The sequence below is a fragment of the Pseudomonas sp. GW821-FHT11D10 genome, from assembly GCF_058808435.1.
In genome coordinates, this window is record NZ_JBXARR010000009.1 from 208,780 (window position 1) to 232,477 (window position 23,698).

Below are 23,698 nucleotides of genomic sequence, written 5' to 3' on the forward strand. Positions count from 1 at the left end.
ATATGGATGACTTCAAGACACTCATCGCCTACTCCCGTAAGAACGCCCTGCGACGGATGATCCGTTGCCTGTTTGCCGAAAACATTCTGGATCGCTCGGGGCTGCGCTTCTCCGAAGCCGGTAACGAAGCCACGTACGCGCTGAAAGACGGCCGTTCCCAGGTGTTCTTTTCCAACATCGCCAAGGGCCCGGCGGACACCGTGGTCAATGACGGCGACGTGATCCTGATGACCGATGAAGGCGTGCGCCAGGTGATCTACACCCATCAGGACCTGCTGGATGTGCTGCGCGACAGCTTCGATTTCGAACCGACCGATGAAGGCATCGACGGGCTCAAGACGGACATGGAAAACAGCCTGATGAACGATGCCCACGCGCGTCAGCATCGCCAGCAATGGAACGCACGCCTGGCCGCCGCCGCCCGGGAACAGGGCCTCGAAAGCCTGACCGACTATCTGCGCCAGCACGCCAGCACCAAGGACGCCGCGATCCTTCTTGACCAGTGGGGCTCGCTGGAAGGTCACCCCTACTATCCGACCTGGAAAGCCCGGCCCGGCCTGAGCGATGAGGAAGTCGAGCAACTGTCGCCGGAGTTCAACGCCCAGGTGCCGCTGCGCATTGCCGCGCTGCGTGCCGACATGGCGAAAAGCGAAAGCATGCCCCACATCACCGATTACCGCAGCTGGTTTGCCGGCAACTTCCCGACTCAATGGGAGCAATGGAAAGCGTCGCTGAACGACAAGGGTCTCGACGAATCCCAGTGGTTGCCACTGCCGATTCACGCGTGGCATTTGCAGGCCTACGTGCTGAAAAACTTCGCGGCAGAAATTGCAGAAGGCATCCTGATCACCGACGGCCCGGACATCCAGACCCTGCCGACCATGTCGTACCGCACGATGATGCCGGTGCTCAAGGAAAGCGCACCGCTGATCAAATTGCCGATTGCCGTGTGGATGACCAGCGAGCTGCGCAGCCTGCAAGCCAAGTCGATTCACATGGGGCCGCGCATCAGCACCGTCATCACCAAAATCCTCGAGGTCGAAAACGGTTTCGGGCAGCGCCTGGAAATCTTCCCGGAAGAGATCGGTGTGCGCTACAAGAACGCGATCACTCAAGACGACCACCCCGGCCGGCATCTGTCGGTGGTGTTCCGCGCCAGCCAGCAAGCGTTCGAGCGCACCGACGAGTGTCTGCCGATCACCGTGGCGTCACTGTTCACTCGCTTGCCGGGCAGTGGTCGACCGTTGTTCACCGAGTTGATCGAGCGCGATGGCGTTCGGGCGAATGCCACGCAGGTCGAGGACTGGTTCCGTCAGTACGCCAAAGTGGTCACCCACCCGGTGATGGCGATCTATCTGATGTACGGGATCGGACTCGAAGCGCACCAGCAGAACACGATGGTGCTGTTTTCCCCGGATGGCAAAGCACGTAGTCTGCTGATCCGCGATTTCGGCGACGGCAGGACCTACGCTCCATTGCTGGAGGGACGCGGCTACACCCTGCAACCGCACGTGCAGCCGGGCATTCTGCCAACGGTGTTCGAGGGCGATATCGAGCCGGTGCGCATGTTTGTGCTCGACGCGGCGTTCCTCACGCACCTGCATGAAATGGCCCTGTGGCTGACCAAGGAGTACGCGCTGGACAACAACCGGATGTGGGACATTCTGCGTGAGGAGACCGAGCAGGCGTTCGCGGCGGTACGCGAGCGTGTCGCGCCGGAGTTGTGGGAAGTCGAACGCAAGGCATTCCTCAATGATCCGTGGCCGACCCGTTCGTTGCTGCGCATGCACATGATGCAGTACTCCAACTACCGGATTCAGCACACGCTGACCAACCCGCTCAATGTTGTTCAATAACCGAGGCTGACTCATGACCCAAGCAGGTGCCATCGCGGGTTCGCGCGTAAGAGTCCTGATTTATCTTCTGTTCGCGATCCAGCTCATTTCGATGGGCGCGATGGAAATGAGCGGGCCGTTCTGGCCCGTCCACCTGCGGGGGCTGACCTCGTCAGACTCGCTATTCAGTTTCGCCAGCATCGCCGTGTACGTCGGGCCGATGCTGGGCATTATTCTGACCAGTGCATTCTGGGGCCGTATCGGTGACCGCTACGGCCACAAGTTGATGATGATCCGCGCCCTCGCCGGCCTGTCATTGACTCAGCTTGGGCTGGCCCTGTGCAGTGACATCTGGGTGATCCTGATCCTGCGCTTCCTGCAAGGCGCCTTCGCCGGCTACATCGCCCCGGCCCAGGCCTACGGCGTGAGTATCGAGGCCCCTTCACGCCGGGCGCGACTGTTCGCGATCCTGCAGATTTCCACCAACGTCGGCTCGTTGCTCGGCGCAGTGGTTGGCGGGTTGATCCTCGATTACGCGACGTTCTTCTGGATCAACATGATCGCTGCAGTGTTGTGCGCGATCTGCACCGTGGTCGCGGCCGTAACGTTGCCGGATGTGCCGCCGGTGAAGAAAGCACCGGTCGCGGATAACACTGCTCCGACCAGTCACAACACCAGTGTCTGGCAAGGCACGCCTCTTCTTTCGCTGTTGGGCGTGATGGGCATTTTGCTGATGGCGCGGATGCTGCCGCAGACATCGTTCTCGCTGTACGTCAGCTCGGTGTTCGAGGTCAGCAACTCGGTGGTCGGGTTGTGCTATGGCTTGCTGGCGCTGGGTTTCATTCTGTCGGCAACCGCGTGGTCGCGTTACTTCGAGCACCGTTCCCAGCAGGACACCTTGCAACGCATCACTTATGTCGTGATCGGCTGTATCGCGCTGACGGCACTCGCGGGCGTCACGCGTAACCCGATCGTGTTCGTCGGCGCCTACTTCATCTGGGGCGTGTTACTGGGTGCCACGACGCCGGTATTGATGGCGCTGATTTCCAAGACCGCCGACAGCTCGCGCCAGGGCTATGTGCTGGGCATTGCCCAAAGCACCGCGCAGTTCGCGTCCATCGCCGGTATTTCGGCCGGTGGTCTGCTTAGCCAGGTCTATGGCTTGCAGTACACCTACCTGTTTGTCTGCCTCGCCTACATCCTCGCGCTGATTCCCATCGTTGCGTTGCGCTACCGGCCGATGGTCATGCAACCGAGCCAGATCCCGCCGGGCGACTGATCAAGGAGTCTGCTTTGAACATTGAACAACTGCGCGCCGACACCCCGGGTGTCGAACAACTCATTCACTTCAACAATGCCGGCGCGGCGCTGATGCCCGATCCGGCGATCGAAGTGATGACCCGTCATCTTCAACTTGAGGCCCGGATCGGCGGGTACGAAGCCGCCGGCCAACAGGCCCAGGAAGTGGAGGACGTTTACGACGCCATCGGCCAACTGATCAACGCGCGTCCGGAAGAGATCGCGGTGATCGAAAACGCGACCCGCGCCTGGGACATGGCCTTCTATTCATTGCCGCTGCGGCCCGGTGATGTGGTGCTGACGTCGAACACCGAATACGCCGGCAACTACATTCCCTATCTGCAACTCAAGCAGCAGCGCGGGATCGAGATCAGGGTCATTCCCAATGATGAACAGGGCCAGGTGTCATTGCCGGCGCTGCGGGACATGCTCGGCGATGACCGGGTTGCCCTGGTGTCGCTGCCGGTAATCGCCACCAACGGCGGCCCGGTGCAGCCCATCGAGCAGATCGGCGCCCTCGCCCGCGCTGCCGGGGTTCTGTTTCTGCTGGATGCCTGTCAGGGCGTCGGGCAGATGCCGATCGATGTGCAGAAAATCGGCTGCCACATGCTGGCGGCCACCAGCCGCAAATACCTTCGCGGCCCTCGGGGCATGGGGTTTCTCTATGTCGAAAAGACCTTGTGCGAAAACCTTGAACCAGCGTTTCTCGACCTGCATGCGGCTTCATTGCTGACACCCGACACCTTCAAAATTCGCGGAGATGCCCGGCGCTTCGAAAACTGGGAATGCAACGTCGCTGCGAAACTCGGCATGGGCGCGGCGGCCCGTTATGCCCTGGCGCAAGGCATCGAACCGATGTGGCAGCGCATTCAACGATTGTCAGCGCATCTGCGCAATCGCCTGGCCGATGTGCCGGGTGTTACGTCGCAGGATCGGGGCGCGGTCAAGTCAGGCATCGTCACCTTCACCTGTCAGGACGCCAGTGCCGCGCAAGTCCAGGCATGGCTGGCGAAGCAGGAAAAACGCATCAACGTCACCACCTCGACTTTCCGCTCGACGATGCTCGACATGCAGCAACGGGACCTGCTGGAAGTCAGCCGCGCATCACTGCACGCCTACAACACCGAGGCTGAAATTGATGCCATGGTAAACACATTGTTGAGAATGCCCCGCGCCTGAAAACGGATGCTGATTCGCGCTTGCGTCGCGGGCTCTTTGTACACTAGCATTGGGAATACTTCTCAATTGCAAAACACTGCAGCCATGAGCGAAACCCTTCCCGCGAACAACGACAACCATCTGCGCGTGATCGAAGCGCTGTACAGCGGCCATCACGGCTGGCTGTACGCCACGCTGAAGAAAAAACTGGGTAACGCCATGGATGCGGCGGATCTGGCGCAGGATACCTTCACCCGGATCCTCGCCTCCCAGGTCACGACCATCGAGCAGCCCCGGGCGTACCTGAGTTGCGTGGCGAAGGGCATCCTCATCAACTGGTATCAGCGCAAGGCACTGGAACGCGCCTACCTAGATGCCCTCGCGCATTTGCCCGCGCCGGAAGTGCCCTCCCCCGAGCTGCGTTTCGTGGTACTGGAAACCCTGCACGAAATCGACGCGATGCTCGACACCCTGCCACCGCTGGTCAAACGCGCATTCCTGCTGTCGCAGATCGGCGGTTTGAAATACGCCGACATCGCCGAGCAGCTGGACGTCTCGCTGATCACCGTCAAGCGCTACATGAAACAGGCTTTCGTGCAGTGCCTGATGCTGGTGGAATGAATGCTCACGCGCCGCAGTGATCCGCCGCTCGATCCGAAAATCCTCGAAGAAGCCGCCGAGTGGCTGATGCGCCTGAGTGAAAACGACCTCAGCGAAACCGAGCGTGCAGAGTGGGAATACTGGAAAGTCAGCAGCCCCGAGCGCAACCGGGCGTGGGCCCGCGCGCAGTTGCTGCAAAGCAAATTTGGTGGCCTGCCACCGTCGCTGGCGATGTCGGCGCTGGATCGCCCGAGCAACCCGGAACGCCGCGCAGCCCTTGGCAAACTGGCCTTGTTGCTGGCAGCGGTGCCCGCCGGTTGGGGCAGCTGGAAACTCGCGCAATCGCAGCAATGGTCCGCCGATTACCACACGGCCGTCGGCCAGCGCCGCGAACTGACCCTGGCCGACGGCTCGCAAATCACCCTGAACACCGACACGGCCATCGACGTGCTGTTCGACACCCGGCAGCGGCTGATCCATTTACGCGAAGGCGAAATCCTGGTGCAGACCGCGCCGGACAACGCCGCGCAACCTCGACCTTTTCTGATCAGCACCCGTCAGGGCCTGATGCAGGCGCTGGGCACGCGATTCACCGTTCGCGAATGGCAACCGCGCACCCAACTCGCAGTGCTTGAAGGAGCCGTGCAGGTCGAGCTGGCCGACAGTCCCCAGAGCGCACCGATCATCGTCAACGCCGGGCAACGTACCGACTTTTCATCTCAAGCCTTTGGCGCAATGAACCCGACCGACCGCAACGTCGGCGCCTGGACCCAAGGCATGCTGATGGCCGACAAAATGCGGCTGGCGGATTTCGTCGTCGAACTGGCGCGCTATCGCCGGGGCTTTGTGCGCTGCGATCCAGCCATTGCCGACCTGCGCATTTCCGGGGCCTTTCCCATCAGCGATACCCAACGCTCGCTGAACATGCTGGCGCAGACCTATCCCGTGCTCGTTTCCGGGCACTTGAGCGGTTACTGGGTGACGCTCTCACCCGCCTGAGCAAAAAAAAATCACCGCGCAGGTGATACTTTTTTTGATCTCGGCTGGCAATGAAAGGAACAACCATTCCACCTCGTCCATAGGGTCACCCCTTCATGCTCGTTGCACGACCCTTGTTTGCGGATCGTCTGCTAAAGCCCGTTATGCGCAGTGTGCTGCTCAGCGTTGTGCTGGGCCTGGCCAGCAGCGCGCTCGCCGAGGCAGCCGGGCCGGCGCAACTGGACGCGGTCACTGTTCGAGCCTACAACATTGCGCCCGGCCCTCTGGGCGTGACGCTGTCGAGCTTCGCCGTGGACGCCGGCATTGCCCTGTCGTTTCAGCCGTCGATCACCGAAGGCCTCGTCAGCCCGGGATTGTCCGGTAGCTACTCGGTGCAGGAAGCGGTGTCCCGACTGCTAGAAGGCAGCGGTCTGGAAATGGTCGCCCGCAGCGACGGAACGTGGACGCTGGTGGTGCGCCGGGTCACGTTGTCGGACACCACGGTCGAAGGCATCGACAAGCGCGCCGACAGCTTGCCGCCGGTGCTGACGGGCGGTCAGGTCGCGCGTGGTGGACGCCTCGGCATTCTGGGCAACCGCGATGCGATGGACGCGCCGTTCAGTGTCAGCAGCTACACCTCGACGCTGATCAAGGACCAGCAGGCTGTCACGGTTGGCGACTTGCTGGAACGCGACTCTTCGGTGCGCTCCACCGGGCAGACAGGCGGGATTGTCGACTCGTTCTTCATTCGCGGCTTTCCCGTCGGTGAAGGCAATCTCGGCGAACTGGCCTTCGACGGCGTGTACGGCGTGGCCTCCAATTACCGGGTGTTCACCGAATACGCCGAACGGATCGAACTGGTCAAAGGCCCCGGCGCTTTGCTCTACGGCATGTCGCCCAACAGCGGCGTCGGCGGCGTGATCAACGTGGTGCCCAAGCGTTCGCTGGACGAAGACCTGACCCGCTTCACCACCAGTTACGCCTTGAATACCCAGCTCGGCGGACACCTTGATGTCAGCCGCCGCTTTGGTGAAGAACGCCGCTTCGGCGTGCGGGTCAATGGCAGCGTCCAGCAAGGCGATACCGCCATCGACAAGCAATCGAGAGAAGTCGGCATCGGCGCGATTGCCCTCGACTATCAGGGCGAGCGCCTGCGCACCACTCTGGATCTGATCAATCAGAAAGAAAGTTTCGACGCCGCATCCCGCCCCTTCCTGATCGCCTCCGGCGTGGAGATTCCATCCGCAGCCAACGGCCGCACCAGCGTCAGCCAGGAATGGGGCTGGTCGGAAACCCGCGACAAATCGGCGTTGCTCGGCGGCGAGTACGACCTCAACGACAACCTGACCGTGTTCGCCCACGCGGGTGGAGGAAAGTCGGATGTCGCGCGCATGTCCGACCAGACCCCGACCATCATCAACGAAGCGGGCGACACCTCGTCGATCCCCGGCTATTACAAGTTCGAAGTCCAGCGCTACACCGTCGATGCAGGGGCGCGCCTGCGTTTCGACACCGGCCCGATCAGCCACAGCACCGCGCTGCAAGTCACCCGCTACCGCGATCATTTGTCCCGGGGGATTATTTCCGGGCCGGCGATCCTGTCGAACATCTATCACCCGGCCGACCGCCCGAAACCTGCGATCGCCAAACCGGATACACCGAAGGTTTCCGAAAGCGAACTGTCGGGCGTGGCCCTTGCCGACACCCTGTCGGTGCTCGACGAACGCCTGCAAGTCACACTCGGCGTGCGTCAGCAGAACATCAAGTCGGATAACTACAACGCGGCCGGCTTCGTCACCACGTCTTACGACAAAAGCAAATCCACCCCGCTGTTCGGGGTCGTCGTCAAACCCTGGGATCATGTCTCGTTCTACTACAACTACGTCGAAGGCCTGAGCAAGGGTGACATCGCGCCGTCCGCCGCCTCCAACGCCGGCGAGATCTTTTCCCCTTATGTGTCCCGCCAGCAGGAAGTCGGGGTCAAGCTCGACTACGGAAGTTTCATGTCCACCATCGCCCTGTTTCAGCTGGAAAAGCCCAGCGGTGAACTGGCGTCCGGAGTTTTCTCGGTCAATGGCGAACAGCGCAACCGTGGCGTCGAACTGAACATGGCGGGCGAGATCGCAACGGGCACGCGCCTGATCGGTGGCGTGACACTGCTCGACGGCGAACTGACCCGCACCGGCGTCGCTGCCAACCGTGGCAACAAACCGGTCGGGGTTCCCGAGGTGCAAGCCAACCTCTGGGCCGAGTGGGACGTCCCGCAGGTCGAAGGCCTGACGTTGACCAGCGGCGCGATCTACACCGGTAGCCAGTACGTCAATCAGGCCAACACCCAACAACTGGACGCCTGGACCCGCTTCGATGTGGGCGCCCGCTACGCCACGCGCATCGCCGAACGACCGACCACTTTCCGGGCCACCGTGCAGAACGTGTTCGACCGTGAATACTGGTCCGGCGTCGCCTCTTACGGCGCGTTCTCCCAGGGCGCGCCTCGTACCTTGTTGCTCTCGGCCACTGTCGATTTCTGAAACGTCCGGCCCGGTGCGGCGCCTGGCGTCGTGGTCCGATCCGGCTTTTGCAAAGGCATACACCATGGTTAATGTTTTTCGCCGCCGCCAGACCTTCGCCGCCCTGCTGTTCGCCGGGCTGCTGGGTCTGTCGATTTCTTCCTTGATGCCGGGCCGCGCTCAAGCTGCCGAAGCGGATCCGGCGCTGGGCACCGTGACCGATTTGCAGGGCCGCACGGTCAAGGTTCACCTGCCGGTGCGCCGGGTGATCCTGGGTGAAGGTCGCCAGTTGTATCTGGTGGCCGCGCTGGATACGCAGAACCCCATCGAACGCATCGTCGGCTGGCGCAAGGACCTGATCCAGTCCGACCCGGACACCTATAACGCCTACCTGCGCAAATTTCCCGACATTGCCAAGATCCCGACCTTCGGCGGTTTCGAGAGCGGCACCTTCGACATCGAGCAGGCGATCTCGCAGAAGCCTGACGTGATCATCCTCAACATCGAAGCGCAGCACGCGACCGAGGATGCCCGCTACATTGAGAAACTCGACGCCCTGGGCATTCCGGTGGTGTACGTCGATTTTCGCAACAACCCCATGCAAAACACCGAGCCGACCATGCGCCTGTTCGGCAAGTTGTTCGGCAAGGAAGAACGCGCCGAAGCCTTCATCGATTTTCGTAACCAGCAGATCCACCGCGTCACCGACGTGATCGAGAAGCGCCACCCTGCCCGCCCCAGCGTGTTCATCGAACGCATCGGTGGCTACACCGACGATTGCTGCCTGAGTTTCGGCAACGAGAACTTCGGTCTGTTCGTCGACATGGCCGGCGGCAACAACATCGCCCGACGAATCATTCCGAGCACCTTCGGACAGCTGAACCCTGAGCAAGTGATCGTCGCCAACCCCGACCATGTCGTAGTCACCAGCGCCGACTGGGAAGCCTTTGCGCCGGGCGGCCATTGGGTCGGCGTCGGCCCGGGCGCGGATCTCACCGAAGCCCGACGCAAACTGGCCTGGTACACCCAACGCCCGGCCTACGCCGGCATCAAGGCGCAGGACACTCAGGCGTTTCATGCGATCTGGCATCAGTTCTACAACAGCCCTTACCAGTTCGTGGCCATTCAGCAATTGGCCAAATGGTTCCACCCGGAACTGTTCGCCGATCTTGATCCGGACGCGGCATTTCGCGAGATGCACGAACGCTTTCTGCCGGTGCCCTACGAGCCCGGCTATTTCGTCAGCCTGCAAAAAAGCGAGGCCAAACCATGAGTTCGCTGGGCGAAGCACCGATTGTGCAGAGCGTCACCTACCGGCGGCTGGTGCTGCGTAAACGGCTGATTCTGCTCTGGCTGTCCGTGCTGCTGATCTTCAGCGTGCTGCTTGATCTGGCACTCGGCCCGGCTCGCTACAGCCTCAGCGAAGTGCTCGGTGCGTTGTTCTCGCCGGACACCGCATCGGCCCAGGTTCGGGTGGTGATGTGGGACATCCGTCTGCCGGTGGCGTTGATGGCGGTCGCTGTCGGCGCGGCGCTTTCACTGGCCGGGGCGCAGATGCAGACCATCCTCAACAATCCGCTCGCCAGCCCTTTCACCCTCGGCATTTCTGCGGCGGCCGGTTTCGGCGCAGCGCTGGGGCTGGCCTTCGGCGTGGCGCTGTTTCCGCTGGCGGCGCAATACATGGTGCCGCTCAACGCGTTCATCATGGCGATGCTTTCGGCGCTGCTGATTCACTTCATGAGCATGCGCCGTGGCGTCACTGCCGAAACCATCGTGCTGCTCGGCATTGCGCTGGTGTTTACCTTCAATGCGCTGCTGGCGCTGGTGCAGTTCTTCGCCACCGAACAAGCCGTGGCGGCCGTGGTGTTCTGGACCATGGGCAGCCTGACCAAAGCCACCTGGCCGAAACTCGGCGTGATCTGCGTGGTGATCCTCATCACCCTGCCGATCTTCGCCAAACGCGCGTGGGCAATGACCGCCCTGCGCCTGGGTGATGACAAGGCTGCCAGCTTCGGTATCAACGTGCGCAGCCTGCGTTTCCAGACGCTGATCATGGTCAGCCTGCTCGCGTCGTTCCCGGTGGCGTTCGTCGGCACCATCGGTTTTATCGGGCTGGTCGGGCCGCACATTGCGCGGATGCTGATCGGCGAGGATCAGCGGTTTTTCCTGCCGGCCTCGTTGCTGACTGGCGCGCTGATCCTGTCCGCCAGTTCGGTGGTCAGCAAGACCCTGATCCCGGGGGCGATATTCCCCATCGGCGTGGTCACGTCACTGATCGGCGTGCCGTTCTTCATTTCTCTGATTCTCAACGGTAAGAAAAACTCATGGTGAAGATCCGGCTCGACAACCTCGGCGCCCGCTACGGGCAGCGCGAGATCATTTCCGGTGTCAGCACCGCGACGTTTACCGGCGGCCAGGTCGTGGCGGTGGTCGGGCCCAACGCGGCGGGCAAATCGACGTTGTTCAAACGCATGGCCGGGCTGATCGACGGCCCGGGCGAAGTGATTCTGGAAGGTTCGAAAAAAGGCACGCAGGGCATCAGTTACATGCCGCAAGGCCTGAACGCCAGCGCCCGGTTGACGGTGTACGAATCGGTGCTGCTGGCGCGCAAGCAGCTGACGCCCAACTGGTCGGTTCACGACGATGAACTGAAACTGGTGGACGAGATTCTCGATGCACTCGGGATCACCGAACTGTCATTCCGCAACCTCGGGGAATTGAGCGGCGGTCAGCAGCAATTGGTCTCAATCGCCCAGACCCTGGTGCGCGAACCGGAAATACTGCTGATGGACGAACCCACCAGCGCACTAGACATGCACCGGCAGGTTCAGGTGCTGAACTTCATGAAGGCCCTGGCACGCCGTCGCGAGGTGATCGTGTTCATCGCCATCCACGACTTGAATCAGGCACTGCGTTTTGCCGATCAGGTGCTGGTCATCGCGGGTGGCACGGCGCATGGCAGCGGGCCCAGCCATGAAGTCATCACCGAGCCGATGCTGCGTACGGTCTACAAGGTCGAGGCACGGATCGAGCAATGCAGTCGTGGGCAGCACCATATTCTGATCGACGATATTGTTTGAGGTCTGGCCCTCAGAGCAGGCTCCACGACACCCCGACATACATCGCCATGCCCTCACCCGGCGTGGAGCGTGCGGCGTCCAGCCCTTTATCGTCATAACCCGGCGTAACGGTAGCGGCATAGTGCTTGTCGGTCAGGTTGCGCATGTCCAGCCAGGTCTGCCAGTCGCCTTTGGGGGCTTTGTAACCCAGGGTGGCACCGAAGGTGGCGTAAGGATCGGCGTAATAGCTGTTGGCGTAATCCACTGCGGTTTTCGAGACCAGTTGCGTGTTGACCGCCGCGAAGAAACCCTGCGGGAAGTCGTAGCGCAGTTCGCCCTGGTAGTAATGCATCGGCAGGCCCGGCAAGCGGTTGTCACCGAAGCGGTCATCGTCGCGGTAATGGAAGTCGCTGAAGGTGTAGGCCTGGCGCAGGCTCAACTTGCCGCCATCGTTTGCTGACCACAGGTTGCTATTGAGGCTGGCTTCAATACCTTGGTGCACGGTCGGGCTGGCGTTGAGTTCGTAAGGCGTGGTGGCGTTGGCGTCCGGCAACACCGAAAGCAATTCGTGGCGCACCTGGGCGTAGTACCAGGCCAGGCTCCACTCGCCGAGTGCGCTGTCGCCACGACCGCCGAGTTCCAGAGTGGTCGCGGTCTGGTTCTGCAGCTTGACCGGATCACGCTGAGTGCCGGTGGCGGCGCCGCTGCCGGCCGGGAAGCGTACATTGGAGCTGTAGATCAGCGACCACGGATGCGGCGCTTCGACCGAGCGGCTGAGGTTGCCGAACAGTTGCAGGTCCGGCGTCACCTGATAGCGCAGGCCCAGGCGTGGCGCGTAATCCCAGTCGCCGAGGCTGGTCTTGCCGCCACCTTCCGGGTAGGTCACCGCGCTTTCGCGGCGGGTGTAGATCGCGGCGAGGCCGGTGGTCAGCCACAGGTCGTCGGCGATTTCCAGATCGTTGCCCACGTGCAGGACAGAATCCGATCCCTGATAAGTGAAGTTGCGCATGTGGGTGCCCGGCGCGTAGCGGGCGGTGTTGCCGGTGGGAATCCGCACCCGTTCGCTGGCACCGTCATTGGGCAGGTGTTTGGTGACTCGCAGGCCCACGGTGCTGTTGCTCTCCATTCCCCAGAGCGTGTCGCGGCGCTTGTAGTCGAACGTGCCGCTGACATCGGTGTAAGCGACCTTCAGGCGGTTGGGGCCTTCGCGCAGGTCCATCGGGTAATCGTGATAAACCAGACCGGTCTGAATGCTCGAATCGTCGTCGATGTAGTACGTGGTCTTGTTGCCGATGAAGGTGCTGCCGGGCTGATCGCGGCTGTCGTTGCGCGTCACATAGGCCGGGTTGGCCGCGCGCGGATCGTGTTCGATGGAATGTTTGGTCACCCGGCCGGCGAGGTCGTTGTCGGTCTCGCGGTGACGGATGTAGAAGCGGGTTTCCAGATTCGGATTGAAGCGATAACCGAAGTTGGCGATCACGCCCTGGCTCTTGCTGGCGGTGTGATCCTGATAACCGTCGGAATGCGCGTCGGTCATCGACAGGTAGTAATCGAAGTCACCCAGCACCTGACCGGAGCTGACTTGCCGCTGGGCATAACCGTGGCTGCCCATGACATAACGCACATTCAGCAGCGGCGCGTTGTAGCCCGTGTGGCTGACGTAATCGACGGCGCCGCCAAGGGCCAGCGCACCGCGATCAAAACCGTTGGCACCGCGCAACACTTCCACATGGTCGAGCCACAGCGGCTCCAATAATTCATAAGGCGTGCCGCCGGGGCCGGTCAGCGGCAGACCGTCGAGCATCGTGTACAGCCCCGACGCGTGGGCGCCGGGGGCACGGTTGATGCCCGAACCACGGATCGAAATCTTCGTCCCTTCGTTGCCCGCCGACTGGGCATAGACACCGGGCTGATACGCCAGCACGTCCTGATTGCTGGCGACCCGGCCCTGCAATGGCTGGCGCATATCGACCACATTGCTGCCACCCGGCACCTGGGCCAGACGAGCCTTCGCCTCTTCCACCGACACATCGTCACCGCTCTGATCTTCGGCCCCGATCAGCACTTGCCCCAATTCCAGCCCCTGGGATTGCGCCTTGACCGGACAGACAAGGGCCAGCCCCAGCAAGGCAGCGGGCAGGGTTTTGAGCGAAGGCATCGGGTGAACTCCAGACAGGCGGGAACGGACAGTGACAACTGCGACGTATGAAAGAACGAAGGAAACACATGGCGATTTTGTTTTTTGTCAGGTACTTATGCGGCTGATTTGTCCTTTTGAGCTTCGTGCCCTCCCTTCGTCAATTCTTGCACTTGGCCAACACCACCTGACAGGTGTCCGGCGTCCCCCCCGAGCGCCCGGCGTAACGCATGCAATTGGCCATGGATTTTTGCCGGGCCATGTTCAGGCTGGAGCCCCAGGCCAGGCCACCCTCCCCGACCGTCGGCAACGCCTTGGCGTAACAGCTGTCGCCAACGCCTGATGGCGGGTAGTGCGTTCTGTTCGAGCAACCCGAAGCCAGCATCACGCTGAAGGCGATCAAGAGCCACGACGAGCAGTGAAGCGCGACTGTTCTGCTCATTCCGCTTCACCCCTCGAAAGACAACCGTGATCCATGGAGTCTAGTCGCTGCTGCCGGACAATCACTGAGTGGTCGCCTGCCGGTACTGGCGCGGGGTAAAACCGGTCGACGCCTTGAACTGGCGAGTGAATGCGCTGTGATCGGTGTAGCCGCATTGCAGCGCCACCTCGGTGATCGGCAGCTCGGTGTGCAACAAGCGATGGGCATGTTCCAGCCGCACTTTCTGAATCACCTGCCTCGGCGTCAGGTGAAAGACCCGTTTGCAGTAGCGCTCCAGTTGCGCCACCGAAATACCGGCGATCCGGGTCAGTTCGCCCAAGGTGACACGCCGATTGAAATGCGCGCGGATGTGTTCGTCGACCGCCGCCAGGCGCTGAAACGCCGGGTGGGTTTCGCTGGCCGATTGCAGGTCCACCGAAATCCCCGCGAGGCCGATGATCTCGCCGCCACGGTTGTACAGCGGACGCTTGTGTGTCAGGCACCAGCCCGGTTCGCGACTGCCGTACAGGTGCAGTTCCAGCTGATCCTCCAGCACAAAGCCTTCTTCCAGCACCCGCCGATCCTGCTCGGTGTAACCCGGCCCCAGTTGCGCCGGAAACACCTGCGCACTGGTCTTGCCGAGCAACGGTTTCAGGTCTTTCAGGCCGCAGCGTTGCACCAGCGTGCGATTGGCCAGGACGTACCGCGCCTGCACGTCCTTGATGAAGATCGCCGCGTTCGGAATCGCGTCCAGCATCGGCAACAGCGGTGCCACGCCGCCCAGCAGTGCGTCGAGGGTATGCGGCCGATGGCGCTCATCGCCCTGACAGAGGATCGCAAACGCGTTCTGCATGTGAAGGTCTTCCCCGGTGAGTGGATCGGCCTGAAAACGTGCCCGCCCTGAGGCGTTCGCGTGCAGATTGCAGCAACGTTTGCGGCGTGTCGAGCGCCGCTGTCTTTCTTCGCAACTGTGCCGATTTCGTCATCCGCAGCTGCGCAAAACATCAATCGCCCGACGCCTGATGAGTTCACTGTTTAGCCGTTCCAGTGACTCACACCTGCCTATCCAATAACTCACAAGAAGGCGATGCCATGTCAGGCCAAGGCAAGTTCAAAAAACAACTTTCATTGATCGACCTCACCTTTATCGGACTGGGGGCGATCTTCGGTTCCGGCTGGTTGTTCGCGGCCAGTCACGTGTCGGCGATTGCTGGGCCGGCGGGGATTTTTTCCTGGTTGCTGGGCGGGTTCGCCGTGTTGCTGCTGGGCATCGTCTACTGCGAACTGGGCGCGGCGTTGCCCCGCGCTGGCGGTGTAGTGCGCTACCCGGTTTACAGCCACGGGCCGCTGCTCGGTTACCTGATGGGTTTCATCACGCTGATCGCGTTTTCCAGCCTCGTGGCGATCGAGGTGGTTGCCTCTCGCCAATACGCGGCGGCCTGGTTTCCCAGCCTGACCAAGGCCGGCAGCGGTGATCCGACCCTGCTCGGCTGGCTGGTGCAGTTCGGCCTGCTGTGCGTGTTCTTCCTGCTCAACTACCGCAGCGTGAAGACCTTCGCCAAGGCCAACAACCTGGTCAGCGTGTTCAAGTTCATCGTGCCGCTGCTGGTGATCGGCGTGCTGTTCACCTTCTTCAAACCGGAAAACTTTCAGGTCCAAGGCTTCGCGCCTTTCGGACTCTCGGGCATCGAGATGGCCGTCTCCGCCGGCGGCGTGATCTTCGCCTACCTCGGCCTGACCCCGATCATCTCGGTGGCCAGCGAAGTGAAAAATCCCCAGCGCACCATCCCTATTGCGCTGATCCTGTCAGTGCTGCTCTCCACCGCGATCTACGTCCTGCTGCAAACCGCCTTCCTAGGCGGCATCCCGACCGAATTGCTCGCCAATGGCTGGGCCGGGGTTTCCAAGGAGTTCGCCCTGCCGTACCGCGACATCGCCCTGGCGCTGGGCGTGGGCTGGCTGGCGTATCTGGTGGTGGCGGACGCGGTGATCTCGCCCAGTGGCTGCGGCAACATCTACATGAACGCCACGCCTCGGGTGATCTACGGCTGGGCGCAGACCGGCACGTTCTTCAAGGTCTTCACCCACATCGACGCGAAGTCCGGCATCCCGCGTCCGGCGCTGTGGCTGACCTTCGCCCTGTCGGTGTTCTGGACCCTGCCGTTCCCATCGTGGGAAGCACTGATCAACGTGGTGTCCGCCGCGCTGGTGTTGAGCTACGCCGTCGCCCCGGTGACCGTCGCCGCGCTGCGTCGCAATGCGCCCGACATGCCGCGCCCGTTCCGGGTCAAGTGCATGGGCGTGCTGGGGCCGGTGTCGTTCATCATCGCTGCGCTGATCGTTTACTGGTCGGGCTGGAACACCGTGTCCTGGCTGCTCGGCCTGCAAATCCTGATGTTCGTCGTCTACCTGCTCTGCGGCCGCTTCGTGCCGACCGCCCACCTCAGCCTGTCCCGGCAAGTGCGCTCGTCGGCGTGGCTGATCGCCTTCTACGCGGTGACCATCGTCCTCTCGAAACTCGGCACCTTCGGCGGCCTGGGCATCCTCACCCATCCGTTCGACACCCTGGTCGTCGCAGCCTGTGCGATGGGCATTTATTACTGGGGCGCCGCCACCGGCGTACCGGCACACCTGCTGCGCCTGGAGTCGGAAGAGGATGAGAGCGAAGTCGCTTCGCCGTCCCCTGCCTCCGCTGCCAACCCGCGCGCTGCCGGCGCTTACTGAAATCACTCAACGGGACCTGTCCATGAAACGAGTACACGTCATTGATTCCCACACCGGCGGCGAGCCCACGCGTCTGGTGATGAAAGGTTTTCCCGACTTGCCCGGCCGTACCATGGCCGAGAAACGCGACGCCCTGCGCAACCAGCACGACCAATGGCGCCGCGCCTGTCTGCTGGAACCGCGCGGCAACGATGTGCTGGTGGGTGCACTGTATTGCGAACCGGTGTCGCCGGACGCCATCTGCGGGGTGATCTTCTTCAACAACGCCGGTTACCTCGGCATGTGCGGCCACGGCACCATCGGCCTCGTTGCATCGCTGCAACACCTTGGTCTGATCGCACCGGGCGTGCACAAGATCGACACGCCGGTCGGCCCGGTCAGTGCAACGCTGCATGAAGACGGCGCCGTGACTCTGGGCAACGTGCCCGCCTATCGCTCACACAAGCAGGTGGCGGTGGAAGTGTCGGGATACGGCCGCTTCCTCGGTGACGTCGCCTACGGCGGCAACTGGTTTTTCCTGGTCTCCGAACACGGCCAGACGCTGAAGATGGACAACGTCGAAACCCTGACCGACCTCACCTGGAAAATGCTCAAGGCCCTCGAAGACCAAGGCATCCATGGCGAGGACGGCGCGGTCATCGACCACATCGAACTGTTCGCCGATGACACCGAGGCCGACAGCCGCAACTTCGTCATGTGCCCCGGCAAAGCCTACGACCGCTCCCCTTGCGGCACCGGCACCAGCGCCAAACTGGCGTGCCTGGCCGCCGACGAAAAACTCGCGCCGGGCGAGCGCTGGGTGCAGGCGAGCATCACCGGCAGCCAGTTCGAAGGCCGCTTCGAATGGGAAGGCGAGCGCATCCGCCCATTCATTACCGGCCGCGCCCACATGACCGCCGACAGCACGTTGCTGATCGACGAAACCGATCCGTTCGCGTGGGGCATCTGAGCCGCTGCGCTGCATTTTCAAACCCCTCTGAATGACCGTTCCAAGGAGAACAATAATGAGCGACAACATCTTTACCGGCTGCATGCCCGCCCTGATGACCCCGTGCACCGCCGCGCGCAAACCGGACTTCGATGCCTTGGTGGCCAAGGGTCGCGAGCTGATCGACATCGGCATGAGCGCGGTCGTGTACTGCGGCTCCATGGGCGACTGGCCGTTGCTCACCGAAGCCGAGCGTCAGGAAGGCGTGGCGCGCCTGGTGGCGGCCGGCATTCCGACCATCGTCGGCACCGGCGCGGTCAACACCCGTGAAGCGGTGTCCCACGCGGCCCACGCAGCCAAAGTCGGCGCGCAGGGCTTGATGGTGATTCCTCGGGTGCTGTCCCGTGGCGCTTCGGCGGCGGCGCAAAAAGCCCACTTCGCGGCGATTCTGCAAGCCGCGCCGAACCTGCCGGCGGTGATCTACAACAGCCCTTACTACGGCTTCGCCACCCGCGCCGACCTGTTCTTCGAACTGCGCCGCGAATACCCGAACCTGATCGGCTTCAAGGAATTCGGCGGTGGCGCCGACCTGCGCTACGCCGCTGAAAACATCACCTCCAAGGACGATGCCGTGACCCTGATGGTCGGTGTCGATACTCAAGTGGTGCATGGCTTCGTCAACTGCAACGCCACCGGCGCCATCACCGGGATCGGCAACGCCCTGCCCCGCGAAGTGCTGCAACTGGTGGCCCTGAGCAAGCAGGCCGCCAAGGGTGACGCCAAGGCCCGGCGTCAGGCGCGCGAGCTGGAATCGGCGCTGGCGGTGCTGTCGTCCTTCGACGAAGGCGCGGATCTGGTGCTGTATTACAAACACCTGATGGTGCTCAACGGCGACAAGGAATACACCCTGCATTTCAACGAAACCGATGCGCTCAGCGACTCGCAACGCCGTTACGCGGAAGCCCAGTACGCGCTGTTCCGTCACTGGTACGAAAACTGGTCGGCGGAACAGAACTTCGCCTGACCTGCCGCTGCGCTCAAGCCCGCCACCTCCCACGGCGGCGGGCCTTATACGTGACCTGCTTTATTGATAAGGAATGCGCCATGACTCTGACGGGCCAACTGCTGATCGGTCAGCAAACCCTCACCGGCGACCGCGACGTCATCCACGGAATCAACCCCGCCACCAACACCCCGTTGGAACCGGCCTACGCCGGCGGCTCTGCCGAGCATGTCGAGCAGGCCTGTGCACTGGCCTGGGCGGCGCTCGACCGTTATCGCGAGACATCGCTCGAGGCACGGGCCGAATTCATTGAAACCATCGCGGGCGAAATCGAAGCGCTCGGTGATGAACTGATCGACCGCGCCATGGCCGAAACCGGCCTGCCGCGCCCGCGCCTTGTGGGTGAACGGGGCCGCACCTGCCAGCAACTGCGTCTGTTTGCCCGCACCGTGCGAGCAGGTGAATGGCTGGATGTGCGAGTCGACAGCGCGCAACCACAGCGCCAGCCAATGCCGCGTTCGGACCTGCGTCAGCGGCAGATTCCACTGGGCCCGGTGGCGGTGTTTGGCGCGAGCAACTTTCCACTGGCGTTCTCGGTGGCCGGTGGCGATACCGCTTCGGCGCTGGCCGCCGGCTGCCCGGTGATCGTCAAGGCACACGGCGCCCACCCCGGCACTAGCGAGTTGGTCGGACGTGCAGTAGCGCGGGCGGTCAAGGCCTGTGGTTTGCCGGAAGGTGTGTTCTCGTTGTTGTACGGCTCCGGCCGTGAAGTGGGGATTGCGCTGGTCGGCGATACTCGGATCAAGGCTGTGGGCTTCACCGGTTCGCGCAGTGGCGGGCTCGCGTTGATTAAGGCGGCTCAGGCTCGGCCCGAGCCGATTCCGGTGTATGCGGAAATGAGCTCAATCAACCCGGTTTTGTTGTTTCCGGCAGCGCTGCAGAATCGCGCCGAGGCATTGGCCCAAGGTTTTGTGGCTTCGCTGACATTGGGTGCCGGCCAGTTCTGCACCAATCCCGGTCTGGTCATCGCCCGTAAGAGTCCAGCGCTGGACGCTTTCATTGGCGCCACCACCGAACTGATCCAGCGCAGCCCCGCGCAGACCATGCTGACGCCGGGGATTTTCAATGCCTATGAGTCCAGCGTGAATGCCCTCGCGGAAAATGCCCGGGCGCGCATTGCCGCCGTCGGCCAGCGAGCAACGGAGCCGAATCAGGGCCAGGCCCATGTGTTCGTCACCGACGCCGCCGACGTCCTCGCTGATCATTCGTTGCAGGCCGAAGCATTCGGCGCCACGTCCTTGATCGTGCAATGCGCCAGCGACGCTGAAATTCGTCAGATGCTCGAACAGCTGGAAGGCCAACTGACCGCCACGCTGCATTTCGATGACGAGGATCTGCAACAGGTCCGCGCATTGCTGCCGACCCTGGAGCGCAAGGCCGGACGGCTGCTGGTCAACGGCTGGCCGACCGGCGTTGAAGTCTGCGATGCGATGGTGCATGGCGGGCCGTTCCCGGCGACTTCCGATTCGCGCACCACGTCAGTGGGCACCGCGGCGATCCTGCGTTTCCTGCGCCCGGTCTGCTATCAGGATTTCCCCGACAGCCTGCTGCCCACCGCGCTCAAACACGCCAATCCACTGTCGCTGCGTCGCTTGCTCGATGGCCAAAGGGAAACCGCGAAAAATGCCGAATAACCCGCACGATATCGCCGTGGTCGGCGCCGGCATTATCGGCGTCGCGAGCGCCCTGCGCCTGGCCCGTCAAGGCTTGCGGGTGGTGGTGATCGACCCGCAGGAACCCGGCCACGGCGCCTCGTTCGGCAACGCCGGACACCTGGCGACCGAACAAGTGTTTCCGATTGCCGACAGCTCGATCCTCAAACGCCTGCCGGCCATGCTCATGGACCCGATGGGGCCGCTGCGCCTGGACTGGAAATACCTGCCCCGCGCCCTGCCCTGGTTTACGCGGCTGTTGCTGAACCTGCGCTCGGCGCCGTTCCAGCGCACCGTCGCCGGGTTACGGGCGCTCAATGAAAGCTCGCTCGATGCCTGGCACCGCTTGCTCAATGACATTCAGCGCCCCGACCTCTTGAAGATGGAAGGTTCGCTACTGGTGTTCGAACGCCCCGACTCGCGCCCGGCCCTCGAAGCATTGCAGCGACGCATGCAACAGCAACAGGTGCCAGTCGATTGGTGGCAAGCCGGGGCGGTACGCGAGACCGCGCCGCAACTCAGCGAACAGATTCAGGGCGGACTGTTTTTCCCGAGCACCGGGCACTTCATCGACCCCTACGGCGTCGTTCGTGAGTTGGTGGAAGCGGCGAAAGCCAGCGGCGTGCAGTTTGTGAAGCAGGCGGTTCAGGGCGGGCAACTGCACGAACATGGCGTCAGCCTGATGACCGGAACCGGCGCCCTGTCCGCTCGCCAGGTACTGATCGCCTGCGGCGCTCATTCGGCAAAACTCACCGCCGCACTGACCGGCAAAAAAGTCCCGCTGGACACCGAGCGCGGCTACCACCTGATGCTGCCTCACGAACACAACCGACTGCCCTTCCCCGTCACCTCGCTGGAACGCAAATTCATCATTACCCCGATGTCCGAAGGCCTGCGCCTGGCCGGCACCGTCGAATTCGCCGGCCTCGAAGCCCCACCCACCATGGCCCGTGCGTGGCAGTTGCATCGGTTGAGCAAGGGGTTGTTTCGTGAGGAGTTGAGTGTCGAGGCAGCCACACCGTGGATGGGTTTTCGGCCGTCGCTGCCGGATTCGTTGCCGGTGATCGATCGGGTGTGTGGCGGGAAAGTGCTGCTTGCGTTCGGGCATCAGCATTTGGGGCTGACGCAGGCGGCGGTGACGGCGGAGATGGTTGGGGGGATGGTTTTGCCGACGGCGCAGGAAACGGCTCGTATTCTTCCATCGAGCGAGCCCTATCGGCTGGATCGCTTTTGAGGGACCAACGAATGGTTTTGTAAACAGATGACAGACAACGGAGGTGAATACTCGACATCTGGCTTTGCAGTTTGTTAATGGCCGCCTGATAACTCGGATAAATGCGTCGCTCCGGCCACGAGCAAGTATTCTTCAAGGCCCGTTCTTGTTTGGTATGGAGGGGAACAACACTGTGGACGACAGCTAGCCAAACGCTGCACGCACAAAACCATTAAAACTCCTCAGCTTGGGCAATATATTTCAAAAGGACATTGACCCTATGAGCTAAAAATCTAGAATCCTTCTTCACCATGAAAGTTATTTCTATCTATATTTGCAAACTTGACTATTCACCTTCAAGGTGAACCAAGATGCCTATGTTGTTTCCACGAGCCGTTACTGCAAATATTCAAGACTGTGCCACTCGCGCAGACAAACTATGCAGAGACAAGCTCAACAATGGAAAAATTGTCGACGAAAACGACTACACCTCCAACTTTACTTGTCTATTCGACTTTGCAATCAATACACTTCAGATAAATGATCTGACCTCATCCATTCAAAAACTGAGCCCGTCTCGTGAAAGAGCACTAGGTGCAGATGGATGCATCATACTTCAAAACATAATTGACAACACGATGAAGGTAGGAATCTTCGAGGCGAAATGGCCAAGACTCACTCGAATGAACTACGATTGGGATTACATGCAGAATGATGGAGAATCACACTTCCATAACCAGCTTTGTCGGCAAGTGAGTAGAGCCGACGATTTTGCAATATGGGAAATGTTTTATCTTGAACATGCCTTCCAACAGCAACCAGCTTTTATGCCAGGAGAAGGATCTGCATGTGCCTGGCACTCAAGCGTACATCCTGCTTCCCATAACAGACCTCGAGACAAACCATGGCAAAGCTCGCAGCTCTTACAATGGCTGCATCGAGATTTCTATAACATATCATATATACTTGGAGAAATATGCGAGTGCCATCAGGGAGAGATTAGAAACATATCTCCAGCCGAGGCTATTTTTCAGACGGGAATATGCCCAAAAGAAGCACTTGTAATTAAATACGGAAGTCATTGAATCCAACAACCCCTTAATCAAACCGCCAACAAATCATTTTCCTCTATGCCCCAGCACACCCTGCAAAACAAACAACTTGACTACCAGCACCCACATATAAATCGTCAAAACCACAGACAACACAGTCACAAAGCAGTACGCGGTCCGCACCGCATCATAGCCGTCAATTGAAAGCCCAGTTCTACGGTAAGTGCTTATAGAATCAAAGGTTATTTTCACCGCATCGGGGAGAAAAATCACAGCAACCAAAAGCGAAATAAGCGCCACGGGCAATGCTTTTCCAAAAATAACTCTGACCACCCTGGAGCGGGGTGCAACGTTATTTTCCCAATAGCCCGTATCTTTCTCATTGAGCGCACTGATTATATCTGGATACCACAGGCTAAACAGTATCGCCGCAATTGCCAAAAGCAAGCTCGAAGCCGAAAGCAAGTCACTCATGGGTTAGTCACCGCGTATTTTTCACGCAACCGCGCATAGGAAGCAGGAGCTATTTCAAAAGTTGACACACTCCCTTTCTTTTTAATTACCGAAGTCAAATTTCCGTCAATATCCGCCAGCGCCTTATTCAGCTCATCAACCACACTCTGGCTTTTGATGACGACGGTATAACTCTGAGTGTCGTCTGGGCGCCTGGCGTTAGAAAGACACGTACGCAATGTACGCTCTACATGATTCCTCAACTGATATTGGTACTTTGACATGACTGATCGAATTAACGACCTACTTTCGGTCAATGTAGTTTGAAACAGACTACTTACCGTACGCTCATCCGGAATTTCACCATCGAAAGCATTTTCAATTAGCAAGAGTAGTCGAAACTCCAGCATATCGCTTCCGCGCTTGAAAATTTTCTGGCCACGAAACATCGCGAGGTACTCAGCCATCGCAGCCAACGAACATGCATTTAGTCGTGCATTAAGATTTTCAATTTCACACCCAAGGATAGCAGCAACTTCTACTTCCTCGGCCGGGGTCAAATTTATAGCAATTGTGATATTCAAATTTTGTTCCCTGCAAGCTGATTGACATAAAG

At 60.9% G+C, this 23,698-nt stretch carries 20 protein-coding genes; 15 read left to right on the plus strand and 5 right to left on the minus strand.

Annotation, left to right across the window (positions count from 1 at the left end; translation table 11 throughout):
• The first annotated feature begins 2 nt into the window (after window positions 1-2).
• The 9 genes from AC1RT4_RS24025 to AC1RT4_RS24065 all read left to right on the plus strand — a co-directional run bounded on the left by AC1RT4_RS24025 (window position 3) and on the right by AC1RT4_RS24065 (window position 11,460).
• On the plus strand, window positions 3-1,856 hold the full coding sequence (locus AC1RT4_RS24025) for an IucA/IucC family protein (protein ID WP_493088359.1): 1,854 nt from the start codon (window positions 3-5) through the stop codon (window positions 1,854-1,856).
• A gap of 13 nt (window positions 1,857-1,869) precedes the next feature.
• Window positions 1,870-3,114 carry an MFS transporter gene (locus tag AC1RT4_RS24030; RefSeq protein WP_493088361.1) on the plus strand — a complete coding sequence of 415 codons (1,245 nt, stop codon included), beginning with the start codon at window positions 1,870-1,872 and terminating at the stop codon, window positions 3,112-3,114.
• 14 nt (window positions 3,115-3,128) lie between these two features.
• Window positions 3,129-4,313, plus strand: a complete 1,185-nt coding sequence (locus AC1RT4_RS24035) for an aminotransferase class V-fold PLP-dependent enzyme (RefSeq protein ID WP_493088363.1) — start codon at window positions 3,129-3,131, stop codon at window positions 4,311-4,313.
• A gap of 84 nt (window positions 4,314-4,397) precedes the next feature.
• Complete coding sequence (locus tag AC1RT4_RS24040) at window positions 4,398-4,913, plus strand: sigma-70 family RNA polymerase sigma factor (protein WP_039771138.1); 516 nt, start codon at window positions 4,398-4,400, stop codon at window positions 4,911-4,913.
• Window positions 4,914-5,891: a FecR domain-containing protein gene (locus AC1RT4_RS24045; RefSeq protein WP_493088365.1), complete on the plus strand. Its 978-nt coding sequence runs from the start codon at window positions 4,914-4,916 to the stop codon at window positions 5,889-5,891.
• Between the two features lie 95 nt (window positions 5,892-5,986).
• Entirely contained in the window at window positions 5,987-8,401 is a 2,415-nt protein-coding gene (locus AC1RT4_RS24050) for a TonB-dependent siderophore receptor (protein ID WP_493088367.1), read from the plus strand.
• Window positions 8,402-8,465: 64 nt separating this feature from the next.
• A complete protein-coding gene (locus AC1RT4_RS24055; RefSeq protein ID WP_493088369.1) occupies window positions 8,466-9,653 on the plus strand; it encodes an ABC transporter substrate-binding protein in 1,188 nt (395 codons plus the stop codon).
• Complete coding sequence (locus AC1RT4_RS24060; RefSeq protein ID WP_493088371.1) at window positions 9,650-10,711, plus strand: FecCD family ABC transporter permease; 1,062 nt, start codon at window positions 9,650-9,652, stop codon at window positions 10,709-10,711. Before AC1RT4_RS24055 ends, AC1RT4_RS24060 begins: the two co-directional genes overlap by 4 nt.
• Entirely contained in the window at window positions 10,705-11,460 is a 756-nt protein-coding gene (locus AC1RT4_RS24065; protein WP_085604824.1) for an ABC transporter ATP-binding protein, read from the plus strand. Before AC1RT4_RS24060 ends, AC1RT4_RS24065 begins: the two co-directional genes overlap by 7 nt.
• A 10-nt stretch (window positions 11,461-11,470) precedes the next feature.
• On the opposite strand, the gene AC1RT4_RS24070 is transcribed toward AC1RT4_RS24065, so the two are convergent.
• From AC1RT4_RS24070 to AC1RT4_RS24080, 3 genes are all read right to left on the minus strand, one after another.
• Entirely contained in the window at window positions 11,471-13,597 is a 2,127-nt protein-coding gene (locus AC1RT4_RS24070) for a TonB-dependent receptor family protein (RefSeq protein ID WP_493088373.1), read from the minus strand.
• Between the two features lie 139 nt (window positions 13,598-13,736).
• The gene (locus tag AC1RT4_RS24075; protein WP_493088375.1) at window positions 13,737-14,018 is read right to left on the minus strand and encodes a hypothetical protein; all 282 of its coding nucleotides are present in this window, start codon (window positions 14,016-14,018) and stop codon (window positions 13,737-13,739) included.
• 61 nt (window positions 14,019-14,079) lie between these two features.
• Window positions 14,080-14,850: a PAS domain-containing protein gene (locus AC1RT4_RS24080; RefSeq protein ID WP_493088377.1), complete on the minus strand. Its 771-nt coding sequence runs from the start codon at window positions 14,848-14,850 to the stop codon at window positions 14,080-14,082.
• Between the two features lie 239 nt (window positions 14,851-15,089).
• On the opposite strand from AC1RT4_RS24080, the gene AC1RT4_RS24085 reads away from it, so the two are divergent.
• From AC1RT4_RS24085 to AC1RT4_RS24110, 6 genes are all read left to right on the plus strand, one after another.
• Window positions 15,090-16,721 (plus strand): APC family permease, encoded by a 1,632-nt coding sequence (locus AC1RT4_RS24085; RefSeq protein WP_064595752.1) that lies wholly within the window; start codon window positions 15,090-15,092, stop codon window positions 16,719-16,721.
• Window positions 16,722-16,743: 22 nt separating this feature from the next.
• Entirely contained in the window at window positions 16,744-17,670 is a 927-nt protein-coding gene (locus AC1RT4_RS24090) for a 4-hydroxyproline epimerase (RefSeq protein ID WP_493088380.1), read from the plus strand.
• A gap of 55 nt (window positions 17,671-17,725) precedes the next feature.
• On the plus strand, window positions 17,726-18,673 hold the full coding sequence (locus AC1RT4_RS24095) for a dihydrodipicolinate synthase family protein (protein WP_493088382.1): 948 nt from the start codon (window positions 17,726-17,728) through the stop codon (window positions 18,671-18,673).
• Window positions 18,674-18,753: 80 nt separating this feature from the next.
• Window positions 18,754-20,346, plus strand: coding sequence for an aldehyde dehydrogenase (NADP(+)) (locus tag AC1RT4_RS24100; RefSeq protein ID WP_493088384.1), 1,593 nt, complete (start codon window positions 18,754-18,756; stop codon window positions 20,344-20,346).
• Window positions 20,336-21,598 carry an NAD(P)/FAD-dependent oxidoreductase gene (locus AC1RT4_RS24105; RefSeq protein ID WP_493088386.1) on the plus strand — a complete coding sequence of 421 codons (1,263 nt, stop codon included), beginning with the start codon at window positions 20,336-20,338 and terminating at the stop codon, window positions 21,596-21,598. Before AC1RT4_RS24100 ends, AC1RT4_RS24105 begins: the two co-directional genes overlap by 11 nt.
• A gap of 350 nt (window positions 21,599-21,948) precedes the next feature.
• Window positions 21,949-22,662: a hypothetical protein gene (locus AC1RT4_RS24110; protein ID WP_493088388.1), complete on the plus strand. Its 714-nt coding sequence runs from the start codon at window positions 21,949-21,951 to the stop codon at window positions 22,660-22,662.
• Between the two features lie 33 nt (window positions 22,663-22,695).
• On the opposite strand, the gene AC1RT4_RS24115 is transcribed toward AC1RT4_RS24110, so the two are convergent.
• Both AC1RT4_RS24115 and AC1RT4_RS24120 read right to left on the minus strand, forming a co-directional pair.
• On the minus strand, window positions 22,696-23,103 hold the full coding sequence (locus AC1RT4_RS24115) for a hypothetical protein (protein ID WP_493088390.1): 408 nt from the start codon (window positions 23,101-23,103) through the stop codon (window positions 22,696-22,698).
• A complete protein-coding gene (locus tag AC1RT4_RS24120; protein ID WP_493088392.1) occupies window positions 23,100-23,666 on the minus strand; it encodes a hypothetical protein in 567 nt (188 codons plus the stop codon). The genes AC1RT4_RS24115 and AC1RT4_RS24120 overlap by 4 nt, the downstream gene beginning before the upstream one ends.
• Between the last annotated feature and the right edge of the window lie 32 nt (window positions 23,667-23,698).

What these genes read in the sequence shown, in the direction of transcription:
- AC1RT4_RS24025 (WP_493088359.1), top strand. Translation starts at nt 3, where the DNA reads ATGGATGACTTCAAGACACTCATCGCCTACTCCCGTAAGAACGCCCTG.
- AC1RT4_RS24030 (WP_493088361.1), top strand. Translation starts at nt 1,870, where the DNA reads ATGACCCAAGCAGGTGCCATCGCGGGTTCGCGCGTAAGAGTCCTGATT.
- AC1RT4_RS24040 (WP_039771138.1), top strand. Translation starts at nt 4,398, where the DNA reads ATGAGCGAAACCCTTCCCGCGAACAACGACAACCATCTGCGCGTGATC.
- AC1RT4_RS24045 (WP_493088365.1), top strand. Translation starts at nt 4,914, where the DNA reads ATGCTCACGCGCCGCAGTGATCCGCCGCTCGATCCGAAAATCCTCGAA.
- AC1RT4_RS24050 (WP_493088367.1), top strand. Translation starts at nt 5,987, where the DNA reads ATGCTCGTTGCACGACCCTTGTTTGCGGATCGTCTGCTAAAGCCCGTT.
- AC1RT4_RS24055 (WP_493088369.1), top strand. Translation starts at nt 8,466, where the DNA reads ATGGTTAATGTTTTTCGCCGCCGCCAGACCTTCGCCGCCCTGCTGTTC.
- AC1RT4_RS24060 (WP_493088371.1), top strand. Translation starts at nt 9,650, where the DNA reads ATGAGTTCGCTGGGCGAAGCACCGATTGTGCAGAGCGTCACCTACCGG.
- AC1RT4_RS24065 (WP_085604824.1), top strand. Translation starts at nt 10,705, where the DNA reads ATGGTGAAGATCCGGCTCGACAACCTCGGCGCCCGCTACGGGCAGCGC.
- AC1RT4_RS24070 (WP_493088373.1), bottom strand. Translation starts at nt 13,597, where the DNA reads ATGCCTTCGCTCAAAACCCTGCCCGCTGCCTTGCTGGGGCTGGCCCTT.
- AC1RT4_RS24075 (WP_493088375.1), bottom strand. Translation starts at nt 14,018, where the DNA reads ATGAGCAGAACAGTCGCGCTTCACTGCTCGTCGTGGCTCTTGATCGCC.
- AC1RT4_RS24080 (WP_493088377.1), bottom strand. Translation starts at nt 14,850, where the DNA reads ATGCAGAACGCGTTTGCGATCCTCTGTCAGGGCGATGAGCGCCATCGG.
- AC1RT4_RS24085 (WP_064595752.1), top strand. Translation starts at nt 15,090, where the DNA reads ATGTCAGGCCAAGGCAAGTTCAAAAAACAACTTTCATTGATCGACCTC.
- AC1RT4_RS24090 (WP_493088380.1), top strand. Translation starts at nt 16,744, where the DNA reads ATGAAACGAGTACACGTCATTGATTCCCACACCGGCGGCGAGCCCACG.
- AC1RT4_RS24095 (WP_493088382.1), top strand. Translation starts at nt 17,726, where the DNA reads ATGAGCGACAACATCTTTACCGGCTGCATGCCCGCCCTGATGACCCCG.
- AC1RT4_RS24100 (WP_493088384.1), top strand. Translation starts at nt 18,754, where the DNA reads ATGACTCTGACGGGCCAACTGCTGATCGGTCAGCAAACCCTCACCGGC.
- AC1RT4_RS24105 (WP_493088386.1), top strand. Translation starts at nt 20,336, where the DNA reads ATGCCGAATAACCCGCACGATATCGCCGTGGTCGGCGCCGGCATTATC.
- AC1RT4_RS24110 (WP_493088388.1), top strand. Translation starts at nt 21,949, where the DNA reads ATGCCTATGTTGTTTCCACGAGCCGTTACTGCAAATATTCAAGACTGT.
- AC1RT4_RS24115 (WP_493088390.1), bottom strand. Translation starts at nt 23,103, where the DNA reads ATGAGTGACTTGCTTTCGGCTTCGAGCTTGCTTTTGGCAATTGCGGCG.